Source organism: Pandoraea sp. SD6-2 (genome assembly GCF_000389825.1).
GTDB classification, from domain to species: Bacteria; Pseudomonadota; Gammaproteobacteria; order Burkholderiales; family Burkholderiaceae; genus Pandoraea; species Pandoraea communis.
This window is the reverse complement of the sequence record NZ_KB944425.1, coordinates 108395-121738: the sequence shown is the minus strand read 5'-3', so window position 1 is coordinate 121738 and position 13344 is coordinate 108395. Positions and strand designations below refer to the sequence as shown.

At 63.2% G+C, this 13344-nt stretch carries 15 protein-coding genes; 5 read left to right on the top strand and 10 right to left on the bottom strand.

Going from position 1 to position 13344, the window contains the following annotated elements; genetic code table 11:
- Window positions 1–123: 123 nt before the first annotated feature.
- Window positions 124–1245 (bottom strand): bifunctional 3,4-dihydroxy-2-butanone-4-phosphate synthase/GTP cyclohydrolase II, encoded by a 1122-nt coding sequence (gene ribBA, locus C266_RS04125; protein WP_010804439.1) that lies wholly within the window; start codon window positions 1243–1245, stop codon window positions 124–126.
- Window positions 1246–1486: 241 nt separating this feature from the next.
- On the opposite strand from ribBA, the gene C266_RS04120 reads away from it, so the two are divergent.
- Both C266_RS04120 and C266_RS04115 read left to right on the top strand, forming a co-directional pair.
- Complete coding sequence (locus C266_RS04120) at window positions 1487–1819, top strand: helix-turn-helix transcriptional regulator (RefSeq protein ID WP_010804438.1); 333 nt, start codon at window positions 1487–1489, stop codon at window positions 1817–1819.
- A 2-nt stretch (window positions 1820–1821) separates the two neighbouring features.
- Entirely contained in the window at window positions 1822–2319 is a 498-nt protein-coding gene (locus tag C266_RS04115; RefSeq protein ID WP_036661408.1) for an SRPBCC family protein, read from the top strand.
- Window positions 2320–2442: 123 nt separating this feature from the next.
- Here C266_RS04115 and C266_RS04110 read toward each other — a convergent pair whose 3' ends face one another.
- The 6 genes from C266_RS04110 to C266_RS04085 all read right to left on the bottom strand — a co-directional run bounded on the left by C266_RS04110 (window position 2443) and on the right by C266_RS04085 (window position 8649).
- On the bottom strand, window positions 2443–3144 hold the full coding sequence (locus C266_RS04110; RefSeq protein WP_010804436.1) for an ABC transporter ATP-binding protein: 702 nt from the start codon (window positions 3142–3144) through the stop codon (window positions 2443–2445).
- The gene (gene livG / locus C266_RS04105; RefSeq protein ID WP_010804435.1) at window positions 3144–3911 is read right to left on the bottom strand and encodes a high-affinity branched-chain amino acid ABC transporter ATP-binding protein LivG; all 768 of its coding nucleotides are present in this window, start codon (window positions 3909–3911) and stop codon (window positions 3144–3146) included. Before livG ends, C266_RS04110 begins: the two co-directional genes overlap by 1 nt.
- Window positions 3908–5182, bottom strand: a complete 1275-nt coding sequence (locus tag C266_RS04100) for a high-affinity branched-chain amino acid ABC transporter permease LivM (RefSeq protein ID WP_010804434.1) — start codon at window positions 5180–5182, stop codon at window positions 3908–3910. Before C266_RS04100 ends, livG begins: the two co-directional genes overlap by 4 nt.
- An 8-nt stretch (window positions 5183–5190) precedes the next feature.
- On the bottom strand, window positions 5191–6114 hold the full coding sequence (livH, locus tag C266_RS04095) for a high-affinity branched-chain amino acid ABC transporter permease LivH (protein ID WP_010804433.1): 924 nt from the start codon (window positions 6112–6114) through the stop codon (window positions 5191–5193).
- Window positions 6115–6215: 101 nt separating this feature from the next.
- Entirely contained in the window at window positions 6216–7328 is a 1113-nt protein-coding gene (locus tag C266_RS04090; protein WP_010804432.1) for a branched-chain amino acid ABC transporter substrate-binding protein, read from the bottom strand.
- Between the two features lie 415 nt (window positions 7329–7743).
- Window positions 7744–8649 (bottom strand): LysR substrate-binding domain-containing protein, encoded by a 906-nt coding sequence (locus C266_RS04085; RefSeq protein ID WP_010804431.1) that lies wholly within the window; start codon window positions 8647–8649, stop codon window positions 7744–7746.
- A 150-nt stretch (window positions 8650–8799) separates the two neighbouring features.
- On the opposite strand from C266_RS04085, the gene C266_RS04080 reads away from it, so the two are divergent.
- Genes C266_RS04080 through C266_RS04070 form a run of 3 tightly spaced genes read left to right on the top strand, consistent with a single transcriptional unit; the run spans window position 8800 to window position 10597 of the window.
- On the top strand, window positions 8800–9009 hold the full coding sequence (locus C266_RS04080; protein WP_010804430.1) for a tautomerase family protein: 210 nt from the start codon (window positions 8800–8802) through the stop codon (window positions 9007–9009).
- The gene (locus tag C266_RS04075; RefSeq protein WP_010804429.1) at window positions 9009–9839 is read left to right on the top strand and encodes a 2-keto-4-pentenoate hydratase; all 831 of its coding nucleotides are present in this window, start codon (window positions 9009–9011) and stop codon (window positions 9837–9839) included. The genes C266_RS04080 and C266_RS04075 overlap by 1 nt, the downstream gene beginning before the upstream one ends.
- A complete protein-coding gene (locus C266_RS04070) occupies window positions 9836–10597 on the top strand; it encodes a 2-keto-4-pentenoate hydratase (protein ID WP_010804428.1) in 762 nt (253 codons plus the stop codon). The genes C266_RS04075 and C266_RS04070 overlap by 4 nt, the downstream gene beginning before the upstream one ends.
- Before the next feature lie 111 nt (window positions 10598–10708).
- Here the strand turns inward: C266_RS04070 and ribD are convergent, their stop codons facing one another.
- From ribD to C266_RS04055, 3 genes are read right to left on the bottom strand one after another with little or no spacing between them, the layout of a single operon-like run.
- Complete coding sequence (ribD, locus tag C266_RS04065) at window positions 10709–11806, bottom strand: bifunctional diaminohydroxyphosphoribosylaminopyrimidine deaminase/5-amino-6-(5-phosphoribosylamino)uracil reductase RibD (protein WP_010804427.1); 1098 nt, start codon at window positions 11804–11806, stop codon at window positions 10709–10711.
- 6 nt (window positions 11807–11812) lie between these two features.
- Window positions 11813–12352, bottom strand: a complete 540-nt coding sequence (locus C266_RS04060; protein WP_168162862.1) for a TPM domain-containing protein — start codon at window positions 12350–12352, stop codon at window positions 11813–11815.
- Between the two features lie 5 nt (window positions 12353–12357).
- Window positions 12358–13338, bottom strand: a complete 981-nt coding sequence (locus C266_RS04055; protein ID WP_010804425.1) for a YgcG family protein — start codon at window positions 13336–13338, stop codon at window positions 12358–12360.
- Window positions 13339–13344: the final 6 nt, after the last annotated feature.

Below are 13344 nucleotides of genomic sequence, written 5' to 3'. Positions count from 1 at the left end.
GCTTCCTCTAAAAAAGTACCGTCCAGGCGGTGCAGCCAACGTTGTGCCGGCATGCCCGAGACGGGCAATGCTCGGCGAGATGATTCTCTGCCGTTTGCCGGCGGAGAATCGATACGGAAATGCTCAGGCGGTGCTGGCGCCGGGCATCGGTTGGAAACCGGTGACCTCGAGGCCATAACCTGCCATGTTGGGGATCTTGCGCGGGCTCGAGAGCACGCGCATTTTACCGACGCCCAGCTCGCGCAGGATTTGCGCCCCCACGCCGTGGGTACGGAAGTCCACCGGGCGGCGCTTGGCGCGCGCAGCCTTCTCGGACTCGTCCAGCGCTTCGAACTGGTTGAACAGGTGATCCGGCGTTTCCACGCAATTGAGCAGCACGACCACGCCCTTGCCTGCCTCGGCAATCGCTTGCATGGCGCCAGCAAGCGTCCAGGAGTGGGTCGACACGCCGGTTTCGAGCAAGTCGAGCACGGAAAGCGGCTCGTGGACGCGCACAAGTGTCTCGTCAGCCGGCGTGGGCGTACCGCGCACCAGTGCCAGATGCGGATTGCCGCTCGGCTTGTCACGGTACAGGGTTGCCTGGAAGGTGCCCCAGGCCGTCTGCATTTCGCGCGTGGCGACCGTCTCGATCATCGATTCGGTGCGGCTGCGGTAATGAATCAGATCGACGATCGTGCCGATCTTGATGTTGTGCTGCTCCGCGAACTCCAGCAACTGCGGCAGGCGCGCCATCGTGCCGTCGTCGTTCATGATCTCGCAGATCACGGCCGCAGGTGTGAGACCCGCCATTGCCGTCAGATCGCAACCGGCTTCCGTGTGACCCGCGCGCACCAGCACGCCGCCGGGCTGCGCCATGATCGGGAACACATGGCCCGGCTGCACGATATCTTCGGGACGCGCCTCATGCGCAATGGCCGTCTTCACGGTATGTGCACGATCTGCTGCGGAGATGCCGGTGGTGACACCCTCGGCCGCTTCGATCGACAGCGTGAACGCGGTGCCGTACTGCGTGCCGTTGCGGTACGTCATGAGCGGCAGGTTGAGCTGCTTGCAGCGCGCCTGTGTGAGGGTGAGGCAAATCAGCCCACGGCCGTACTTGGCCATGAAGTTGATGGCTTCAGGCGTCGCGAACTCGGCCGCCATGACCAGATCGCCCTCGTTTTCACGATCTTCCTCGTCAACGAGGACAACCATGCGGCCGGCCTTCAGCTCGGCAATAATTTCTTCTGTAGTGGCCAACGGCATAGCGGACAACGCGGGAGCTGAATTTGGAAAGGCTCTATTCTACGCCAAGCCGGTGCACGGCTGCGGCCGAATCTCGTGCTGTCCCCCTCGGAAAATCGGCCGACGCAGGCAATTTCGGTAGCATCCGAATCGGATCTCGGAAGAATCGCCTCAAGGAATCGATGGCCAGCTTGTTGCCGGTCGGCAAATTCCGGATACAAAGGTATTGACCTAAGTAAGTGGCGTCAATATAGTTAGGCGCATGGCTAACCAATCCATCCCTCTCGACCGGATCTTTCAGGCGTTGTCCGACCCCACGCGACGAGCGGTCGTCGAGCGTCTGACGCTCGGCCCCGCCTCGGTGAGCGAACTGGCGCGCCCGTTTTCGATGGCGTTGCCGTCGTTTTCGCAGCACTTGAATGTGCTGGAGGAGAGCGGTCTGGTCGTGTCCCGGAAAAGCGGGCGTGTGCGCACCTATGCGTTGGAAACCGAGACGCTGGCCGGTGCGCAGGATTGGCTCCAATTGCAGCGCGACAAGTGGACGCGCCGCCTCGACCAACTCGATAGCTATCTGCTACAGATGACGGAGACATGAGCATGAGCCGTGCGAATCTTTTCTCGATCGACCCGAAGCTGGATCTGGTGCTTGAGCGTTACGTCGACGTGCCGTGCGAGCGTGTTTGGGCGGCGTGGACACAGCCCGAGCACATCAAGAAGTGGTTCACGCCCGCACCGTGGCAGACCGTGGAATGCGAAATCGATCTGCGTCCGGGCGGACTGTTCCGCACGGTGATGCGCTCGCCCGAGGGGCAGCAGTTCCCCAATGACGGGTGCTATCTGGAGGTCGTCGAGAACTCGCGGCTGGTCTGGACGAATGCCGTCCTGCCGGGCTTTCGCCCGGCTCCTGCGCCCGTGAAGGAACACGGTGGCTTTCATTTCACTGCGGCCGTATTGATGGAGGCGCAAGGCAAGGGCACGCGCTATACCGCCATTGCCATTCATGGTGACGAAGCCACGCGTGCGCAGCACGAGGCCATGGGCTTCCATGACGGCTGGGGCAAGGCGCTCGATCAGTTGGTCGACCTGATGAAGTGACGTGCGGGCGATGCGAGGCACATGACCTCCACGCCGCCGCATGAAAAAAGGGACGCGCCCGACGACGCGTCCCTTTTTGCTTTCGACATTCACCGTCGGCGGCTCATGTCGCAGGCAGCAACATCACGCCCCGAGATAAGCGCGCTTGATGTCGTCGTTCGCGAGCAGGTTGGCAGCTGAGTCGGCGAGCACGACGCGACCGGTTTCGAGCACATAGCCACGATCGGCCACATGCAGTGCCTTGTTCGCGTTTTGCTCGACCAGAAACACCGTGACACCTTCTTCGCGGATCGCACGAATGATGTCGAAGATCTGCGCGATCACGAGCGGGGCCAGACCGAGCGTCGGCTCGTCGAGCAACAGCAGGCGCGGACGGCTCATCAGTGCCCGCCCAATGGCCAGCATCTGCTGTTCGCCGCCCGACATCGTGCCGGCGCGTTGCTTGCCGCGCTGTGCGAGTCTCGGAAACAACTTGAAAACGTGGTCCATGCCGGCCTCGATTTCATTCTTGGACGCGAAGAAGCCGCCCATCTTCAGGTTCTCGATCACGGTCAGACTCGGAAACACCCGGCGCCCTTCCGGTGAAATCGCGAGTCCCATACGCATGATTTCATGGGTGGGACACGCGGTGATGTCGTTGCCTTCGAACATCACTCGTCCGCTCGATGCGCGCGGGGTGCCGCACACCGTCATCATCAGCGTGGTCTTGCCTGCGCCGTTACTGCCGATGAGCGTGACGATCTCGCCCTTCTTCACTTCGATCGACACGCCGCAGAGTGCTTCGACGGCCCCGTAGTGGGTATGGATCTTTTCCAGCTTCAGCATTATTCCTCCCCGAGGTAGGCCTTGATGACGCGCGGGTCGTTGCGCACCTCGTCGGGCTTGCCGGTCATGATCGGCTTGCCGTGTTCCATCACGAGAATCCGGTCCGAAACGCCCATCACCAGACTCATGTCGTGTTCGATGAGCAGCACCGAGATGCCGAATTCGTGACGCAGGTTGTCGACGAGTTGTTGCAACTCGACTTTCTCCTGCGGGTTCAGGCCGGCGGCCGGTTCGTCGAGCATGAGCAGACGCGGCTCGGTAATCATGCAACGTGCGATTTCGAGACGTCGCTGATGTCCGTAAGACAGCGTGCCCGCTTCGCGATTGGCGACGGCGGTCAGGCCCAGGCGGTCGAGCCACCACTTGGCGCGCTCGAGCGCTGTGCGCTCGGCACGACGGAACGCCCCCGTCGAGAGCAACCCTTGCAGGAAGCCGCTGTGCACACGCATGTGCTGGGCGACGAGCAGGTTCTCCACGACCGTCAATTGACGGAACAGGCGAATGTTCTGGAATGTGCGGACCAGACCGCGCCGGGCCACCATGTGGCTCGGCAGACCGGTGATGTTGTCGCCGTCGAGCATGATCGAACCGCCCGTGGGGCGATAGAAACCGCCGACGCAATTGAAGACGGTTGTCTTGCCTGCGCCGTTCGGGCCGATGATCGCGAAGACTTCGTTCTTGCGGACGTCGAATTCGACGCCGTCGACGGCGAGCAGACCGCCGAAGCGCATCTGCAGGCCGGAGAGTTTCAACAGTTCTGCACTCATTGCGGCAACTCCACATGCGGGCGGGTGGCGGGCAGCAGACCCTGCGGACGCCACATCATCATCAGCACCATCACCAGACCGAAAATCAGCATGCGGTATTCCGCAAAGTCGCGGGCGACTTCGGGCAGGATCGTGAGCAGGATGGCCGCGAGAATCACGCCGATCTGCGAGCCCATGCCGCCGAGCACCACCACGGCGAGGATGAGTGCCGATTCGATGAACGTGAACGATTCGGGCGTGACCAGCCCCTGACGCGCCGCAAAGAACGCCCCGGCGAGACCCGCAAACGACGCCCCCAGCGTGAATGCGGAGAGCTTGATGCGCGTCGGGTTCAGACCAAGCGAGCGGCACGCGATTTCATCTTCACGCAGGGCTTCCCACGCCCGGCCGATCGGCATGCGAATCAGGCGGCTCGTGACGAACAGCGTGAAGCCCACCAGTGCAAACGCGAGCAGGTACAAAAAGATCACCATGTGCGAGCCGCTGTAGGGCAGGCCGATCAGCTCATGGAATGTCTTCGCGCCTTCGACACTCGACGAACGCACCATTTCGAAGCCGAACACGCTGGGTTTCGGAATGCCCGACACGCCGTCCGGACCGCCGGTGAGGCTCGTCAGGTTGTTCAGCAGCAGACGGATGATCTCACCGAAGCCCAGCGTCACGATAGCGAGATAGTCGCCACGCAGACGCAACACCGGGAAGCCGAGCAGGAAGCCGAACGTGGCCGACATGAGGGCGGCGAGCGGCAGGCATTCCCAGAAGGTCAGGCCGAAGTACTGGTTGAGCAGGGCATACGTATAGCCGCCAACCGCGTAGAAGCCGACGTAGCCCAGATCGAGCAGACCGGCGAAGCCGACAACGATGTTCAGGCCGAGGCCGAGCACGCAGTAGATGAGCGCAAGCGTGGCCACGTCCACCGCGCCGCGCGAGCCGATGAAGGGCCACACGAGCCCGACGGCGAGCAGCACCCACATCGCAGTCAGTTGTTGACGACGCCCCATGGCAGGCATGGCCGGCAGCTTCACCGCACGCTTCGAGCGAAGCAACAGGGGCTTGATCAACTGGAACACGAAGACGATGGCCGTGGCGATCCAGACCGGGCGCCAGTGCTGCTCAAGCACGACCTGATAGCCTTCGAGCTTCAGTTGCAGGCCCAGGATGGGGGCCGTGAGGACGATCGTCACGAGCGCGGCGATGACCGCACCCTTGAGCGTGTCGCCTGCCGGCGCGCGGTTGGCGGCGCCGGACTTGAGTGTGAGTTGTTGTGTCATGGTCGACCTCAGACTTTCTCGACGTCGGGCTTGCCCAGCAGGCCGGTCGGGCGGAACAACAGCACCAGCACCAGCAGGCAGAACGCCACGATGTCCTTGTACTCGGAGGGCATATAGCCCGAGGCGAGCGTCTCCGCCAGCCCCAGCAGCACGCCGCCCAGCATGGCGCCGGGAACGCTGCCGATACCGCCCAGCACTGCCGCCGTGAAGGCCTTGATGCCGGCGATGAAGCCGATGTATGGATTGAGCTTGCCGATGGTCAGGCCGATCAGCACACCGCCAACGGCAGCGAGCATGGCGCCGAGCACGAACGTGAACGAGATCACACGGTTCGTGTCGATGCCGAGCAGGTTGGCCATGCGCATGTCCTCGGCGCAGGCGCGGCAGGCGCGGCCCATGCGCGAGTTGGCGATGAACAGCGTGAGCAGGATCATCAGCGCGACCGTCACACCCACGATCAGCATACGAGCGTAGGGAATGGTCACGGTGAAGTCGCCCATCGGAATATCGATGGCGCCCGAGATCAGCATCGGCACGGATACATCACGCGCGCCCTGACCGATCTGCACGTAGTTCTGCAGGAAGATGGACATGCCGATCGCGGAGATCAGCGGTCCAAGACGAGGTCCGCCGCGCAGCGGACGATACGCCACCCGCTCGATCGCGAAGCCGTACAGGCCCGTGATCAGCACCGATACCAGCAGTGCTGCCCCCAGCACGAGAGGCAAGGGGTAACCCGCCGCTGTACCGATGGCAGTCAGTGTGACAAGCCCGACATAGGCGCCGATCATGTAGATCTCGCCGTGGGCAAAGTTGATCATGCCGATGATGCCGTAGACCATTGTGTAGCCAATGGCAATCAGCGCGTAGATCGCACCCAGCGTCAGGCCATTGACCAGTTGCTGGGCGAACTGTGGGAAAAAATCGTTCATGCGGGAAGCCTCGCGACGAGGGGGCCGAGCGCGAATGCGCGCCGCCCGCCGGAGTCGGCGGGCGGCAGGGGTGATTCGCTGGCGGGTAAAGCGTCAGGGAATCAGTTAGCGGCGGTCTTGGTGGCGTCTTTGTGCCAGGTGAACACCACGAACTTGAACGACTTCAGATCGCCGGCCGCGTCATACGCAACCTTGCCGATCGGCGTGTCGAACGTGTTGGCGTGGAGGTACTTGGCCACCTTTTCCGAGTCGGTGCTCTTCGCGCCGGCGATGCTCTTGGCGATCAGTTGCACGCCCGTGTAGGCCGGCATCTGGAACGGACCATTCGGATCGCGCTTGGCGTTGGCGAAAGCCTTCACCAGTTTGGCGTTGGCCGGATCGGCGGCGAAGTCGGCCGGCAGCGTCACGAGCATGCCTTCCGAGGACGGGCCGGCGATGGCCGTCACGTCCTTGTTACCCACTCCTTCCGGGCCCATGAACGTGGCCTTCACACCTTGTTCACGCGCCTGACGCAGCAGCAGACCCATTTCCGGGTGATAGCCGCCGAAGTACACGAAGTCCACGCCTTGCGACTTGAGCTTGGTGATGACAGCCGAGTAGTCCGAGTCGCCGGCGTTGATCCCTTCGAACAGCACCACCGGGATCTTGGCGGCGTCGAGGTCCTTCTTCACCGAGGTGGCGATGCCCTGGCCGTACGACTGCTTGTCGTGCAGCACGGCAACCTTCTTCGGCTTGACCTTGTTGATGATGTACTGGGCAGCCGCCGGGCCTTGCTGGTCGTCACGGCCGATGGTGCGGAAGATGAAGTGGCGCTTCTTGCCTTCGGTCAGCTGCGGGGCAGTCGCCGACGGCGTAATCATCACCACGCCTTCGTTTTCATAGATGTCCGATGCCGGGATCGTCGAACCCGAGCACACGTGACCGATCACGTACTTGATCTTCTGGCTGACGATCTTGTTGGCGACGGCGACGGCCTGCTTCGGCTCGCATGCATCGTCCATCATCACGGCTTCCAGCTTGTTACCGTTAGCACCGCCTGCCGCATTGATTTCTTCGATGGCGGTCAGCGCGCCGGCCTTGACCATGTCGCCGTATTGGGCAACCGAGCCACTGAACGGGCCGGCGATGGCGATTTTGACGGTCTCGGCATTGGCGGCCGTTCCAATGAAGGCGAGAGCAGCGGCGACGAACAGGGATTTGTGACGGAACTGCATTGTGGACATCTCCTTGATTTGTATTTTTTGACTACCCAGGCATGCGGTGGTCTTGATCGACTGCTGAACCTGTCGGTATTTGGATCATTCGCGCCGTTGGCGGCACGAACGATGCGCCATAGTAGCGTAATACGCAGCCCAATTGAAACAGGTATCCGGGGTGCCCTCGAAACCCGCATGAATAAAGGCTTTCAAAAGGGTCGGAAGAGAAAAATAAGAGTCCTCACAGCGATACTCCGTAGTACTACGCAGATAGGAAATCCATTGAAACCGATTCAAATCGATAAATCGGGGCCATGTTGAATCGACTGCGCGGATTATTGAAAAGGACATTTTGGATACAATCCGCGATTCATTGGAATCCAATCGTGAAGTTTTGCATCCGATGCCGTATATCGATGGATATGCGCGCCGGCTACATGGTCAGCGTGTGACGTTGATTGCGCGAGCGCCGGATGAGCGCGAGAAAGGCCGCGAGAATCGGAGAATCGTCGTCTCGCCGGTACATGCAGTTCAGCTCGATATCCCGCAGGTGCCGGGATGTCAACGGCCGGTACACCACGCCGGGCAGGCGCAGGTTCGCCGCCGACTCCGTCGTCACGCAAACGCCGAAGCGGCTTGCCACCAGCGCAATCGACGTTACGACGTCCTCCACTTCCTGCTCGACCCGCAGCGTGACGCCCTCGGCACGGAACGCGGCTGCGACTTCCTCGGCGAGGCCGGGCACCGGCGCGTTCGGATAAAGAATCATCCGCTCGTTGTCGAGATCGGCCAGCGTTAACGAGGCACGCTCGCATAGCGGATGGCCTTCGTAGAGCGCCACCAGAAACGGCTCCCGATGAATCCAGTCGACGACGAGGTCCGGTTCGTCGGGTATCAGGCGATTGAAGCCGATGGCGATGCGCCGCTCGCGCAACGCCGCGATCTGCTCTGTCTTCGACAGGTTGTGCAGACCGATCTTCACTTCGGGACGCTCGGTATGAAAGCCCGCCAGCAACCGCGGAATGACATCGAGAATGCCCGAACTGAAGATGCCGACATCGAGGCGTCCGATATAGCCTTCGCCCGCAAGGCGAGTCTGCTCTTCCGCACGGCGCGCCAGCGACAGGATATTCGGCACCTCGGCGAGCAGCGTCTGCCCGGCGGCGGTCAGTGTGGCGCCCTTGGGGGTGCGCACGAAAAGCGCGGTGCCCAACTGGGCTTCGAGCGCGTGAATGTGACGGGTGAGCGGCGGCTGCGCCATGTTCAACCGCGCTGCCGCCCGCCCGAAATGGCCTTCCTGCGCGACGGCAAGAAAGTACCGCATCTGCTTGATGTCCATGGAAATCCCGTCCCGGTGCAACGACCGGTGCCATTGCTCAATACCGAAATGGTATCGGAATCCGGAAATTTGGTATTGGACGGTATCCTTCCGGGGCGCGCATCATTGGGCCAGAACGCTCTCTATGCCGCATTTTCAGGAGACAGCATCATGCCAATCGTACATATCAATCTGATAGAAGGCCGCGACGAAGCCACCGTGAAGGCTTGCGTGAAGGCCGTGGCCCGCACCGTGCATGAAACGCTCGGCGCACCGCTCGAATCGATCCGCGTCTATGCCACACAGGTGCCGGCCGCGCACTGGGCCGTGGGCGAGCGCACCAAGGACGAGCCGGCGGCGCCGGCCAAGGCAGGCGCGTGATGACGGTGAGCACGCAACGCGACGCCGCTACGCAGGCGCGCCTGCAGCAGGTGGCCGACGCGCTTCTCGAAGCCGAACGCTCGCATCGCTTCATCGCGCCTTTGCGCGACACGTATGCGCCGCTGAGCATCGACGACGCCTATGCCATTCAGCGCATCAACACCGAGCGGCGTCTGGCTGCCGGGCGCCGTATCGTCGGCTGCAAGATCGGCCTGACGTCGGTTGCCGTGCAGAAGCAGCTTGGCGTTGACCAGCCCGATTTCGGCATGCTGTTCGACGACATGGGCTACGGCGACGGTGAACCGATCCCCGCATCGATCCTCACGCAACCGAAGATCGAAGCCGAGATCGCCTTCGTCATCGGCCGGGATCTGCGCGTCGATCACCCGGGCCAGCTCGATGTCATCAACGCCATCGAATATGCGCTGCCTGCGCTGGAGATCGTCGGTAGCCGTGTGGCCGACTGGAACATCCGCATTACCGACACGATTGCCGATAATGCGTCGTCGTCGGCGTACGTGATCGGCAATACGCCGAAGCGGCTCTCCGAATTCGATGTGCGCATGTGCGGCATGGTGATGGAGCGGCGCGGCGAGCCGGTGTCCGTGGGGGCCGGCGCGGCCTGTCTGGGGAGTCCGATCAACGCCGTGGTGTGGCTGGCTCGGACGATGGCGGCCGTAGGCACGCCGCTCAAGGCCGGCGACCTGGTGCTCTCCGGCGCCCTCGGCCCGATGGCCGCAGTGACGCCCGGTGACATTTTCGAAACCCGTATCAACGGCCTGGGCTCGGTCCGCGCCGTGTTCGACCCTGCCAGCGAGGCTGCGCGATGAGCCACATTCACGACTACGCCAAGTTGCTCGACGACGCGGCGCATTTCGCGCACGAGGTCGAGCAGTTCGATACCGACAATCGTCTGTCGCTCGACGACGCCTACGCCATTCAGGCCGCATCGCTCGCCCGGCGCGCACAGCGCGGTGAGACGCGCGTTGGTGTGAAGATGGGCTTCACCAGCCGCGCGAAGATGATTCAGATGGGGCTGTCCGACGTGATCTGGGGACGTCTCACGTCCGGCATGCAGGTCGAAGAGGGCACGTCCATCGACTTCAAGCGCTACGTGCATCCGCGTGTCGAACCGGAGATCGCCTTCATTCTGAAGAAACCGCTTGAGGGCAACGTCACGGGTCCGCAGGCGCTCGCGGCAGTCGAAGCGATTGCACCGGCCATCGAGATCATCGATTCGCGCTACAAGGACTTCAAGTTCACGCTGCCGGAAGTGATTGCGGACAACGCATCGTCGAGCGGCTTCGTGATCGGTGCCTGGCACGATCCGCATGTCGACTTCTCGAATCTGGGGTTGGCCATGACGATCAACGGCCGTACCGTGCAGGTGGGCTCGACGGCGGCGCTGCTAGGCCATCCGCTGCGCTCGCTGGTGGCTGCGGCGCGTCTGTCGGCGGCCGCCGGTGAGCCGCTGCAGGCGGGCTGGATCGTGATGGCGGGCGGCGCTACGCCGGCCGAATACATTCAGCCGGGGCAGTACGTGTCGGTCGAAATGGAGTCGCTCGGTCGCGTGGGCTTCCACGTCTGAGCGAGCGCGCGGCAGGCAGCACGAGCCCTTCCGGGCCCGCAAAGAAGAACGGGGTGCACCAGCCGGTACACCCCGCGTTTTCTGGCTTCTTGCTGTGATCGAAAGGCCGGCTCAGTCGCGTTTGAAGCGAGCCATGATGCGCAGATCGCTTTCGATCATGCGCACGTCCGTGAAGCTGAGGGCGAGCTTGTCGTCGAGCGACGTGAGCGCGGGCAGATTGAACATGCCCTGCGCATCGCCGACGATGCAAGGCGCGAGATACGTCAGCAACTCATCCACACAGCGTTCGCGCAGCAACGAGCCATTAAGCTTGTAGCCGGCTTCCACGTGAATTTCGTTGAGCTGACGCTCCCCTAGCGTGCGCAGCAGTGCAGACAACTCGACCTTGCCGTTCGGATTGGGCAGGTCGAGCACCTCCACACCCAGATCGCGCAGACGCGACGCCCGGCCCGGATCGCCGTTCGCACAGACCACGAGTGCGTTGCCGTTCGCAAGGACCTTGGCGGTTGGGGAAATCTCCAGACGGGAGTCGACCACGATGCGCAGCGGTGCACGCGTGGTCTCGACCTCGCGCACGGTGAGTGCCGGATCGTCTTCGCGCACGGTGCCGATACCGGTGAGAATGGCGCATGCCCGAGCGCGCCACGCGTGCCCATCGGCGCGCGCCGCCGGGCCGGTGAGCCACTGGCTCACGCCGTTGTTCAGCGCAGTCTTGCCATCGAGGCTCGCGGCCACCTTCAGACGTACCCACGGCGTGCCGCGCACCATGCGCGCGACGAAGCCGATGTTCATTTCGCGCGCTTCCTGCTCCAGCAGTCCGCAACGAACTTCAATGCCCGCGTCGCGCAGCATCGCCAGGCCGCGCCCCGCCACGAGCGGGTTCGGATCTTCCATCGCGGCGATCACGCGTTTCACACCGGCTTCGATAAGCCCCTTCGCACAGGGCGGCGTGCGGCCGTAGTGGCTGCACGGCTCGAGCGTGACGTAGGCCGTCGCGCCGCGCAACGACTCGCCGCGCGTGCGTGCGTCTTTCATGGCCTGCACTTCGGCGTGATCCTGACCGGCGGGTTGCGTGAAACCTTCACCGATGACGCGGCCGTCCTGCACGATCACGCAGCCGACGCGCGGATTCGGCGCCGTGGTGAACATTCCGCGCTCGGCAAGCGCCAGCGCGCGGCGCATGTAAGCAAAATCCTGTTCGGAAAACATGAGACGTCAGATCATCAGCGGCCGGTCGGTCAACGCATTGTCCGGCGCTGCGCCGGCGTGGGCCGGCAGGGATTCGCGCGCAATGCCGCGCAGGGTGTTCAGCGCGTCGAGCACGCTCTGGACATAACGTTCGTCATGGAATCCCGCACTCATTTCGCTAACCACGGTGTCCCATGTATGGGCAGGCACCCGCGCATGGACGCCTTTGTCGGCGATCAGCTCGATATCGTGATCGGCGATGTTGATGTACAGCAGTATGCCCGTGCGCTCGCCCGTATGGGCGATGCCGAGTTGGTGAAACAGTTGAACGGCGCGTTGACGGCACGTGTGGCCGTGCCACACCGCAGCCAGCGGCATGGCCGCTTCGATGACCAGACGGATCTCGCAGCGGTGTTCGGTTTCCGATTCCCGGATGGTGGCTTCGAGCGTATCCAGCGCCTTGTCGGGAAAAATCCATCGGGCGTGCGCGCGCCAAGTGCCGAGATGCCGCAGCCAGCGTGAGATGTCGTGCGGCCTTTGTTGCGCCGTGATCGGTTCGTGTGTCATCGCCATTACCAGTTCCCCGACGAGCCGCCGCCGTCAAATCCGCCACCCCCGCCACCGCCGAAGCCGCCACCACCGCCGCCGAAGCCACCGCCGTCGTTACGTCCCCAGCCGCCCCCCAGTCCGCCACCGAGGCCGGCGCCGAACCCGCCCGTACCGATGCGTCCGCGTTGGCCGGTGAATACGCGTGAGCGCGGGTCGTTGGGATCTCCACCCGGCAGTCCCGGACCGCGGAAGCGCCGGCGGCTCTCCATGATGACGACCATCGCAATGATGAAGACGATGAAGAGCAGCGGCAGGAAATCGGATAGATCTGAGTGCGGAGCGCGTGTCGAGGGGAGATTCGGCGCGGGCAGCGCCTCGTTGTTCATGGCGGCCTGTACCGCCGCGACGCCCGCCGCCAGCCCGCCGAAGAAGTCGCCGTTGCGGAAATACGGCGCCATCACGTCGCGCAGGATACGCCCGGAGACCGCGTCGGTGAGTGAGCCTTGCACACCGCGTCCGACTTCGATGCGCATCTTGCGCAGATCGTTCGGATTGTTCTTCGCGATGAGCATGATGACGCCGTCGTCCACTCCCTTGCGGCCGGCTTTCCAGGCATCCGCCACGCGGATACTGTACTGGTCGATGGTCTCGGGCGCCGTGCTCGGCACCATCAGAATAAAGATCTGACTGCCGCGCTCTTGCTCGTATTGCGCGAGTTGTGTCTCGAGAGCGTTGCGTTGCTCAGGCGTGAGCGTTCCCGTCAGGTCGGTCACGCGCGCGGTGAGTGCGGGCACGGCCACCAGCGTTTCTGCGCCGGCCGGCAACGCCAGCCAGCACAGACAGGCCAGCGCCAGTGCCCAGAGGCCCCAAAGCAGGCGCGCCGGTGCCGAGTGTCGTCGAGCGCCGGCGGCGTTGCCGTGTGCGGCGTTCGTCACCGGATGGCGCGCAGGCAACCCGCCGCCGTCCGGCATGACCGGGGAGAAGACAGCAGAGACGGCAGCCATGACGTG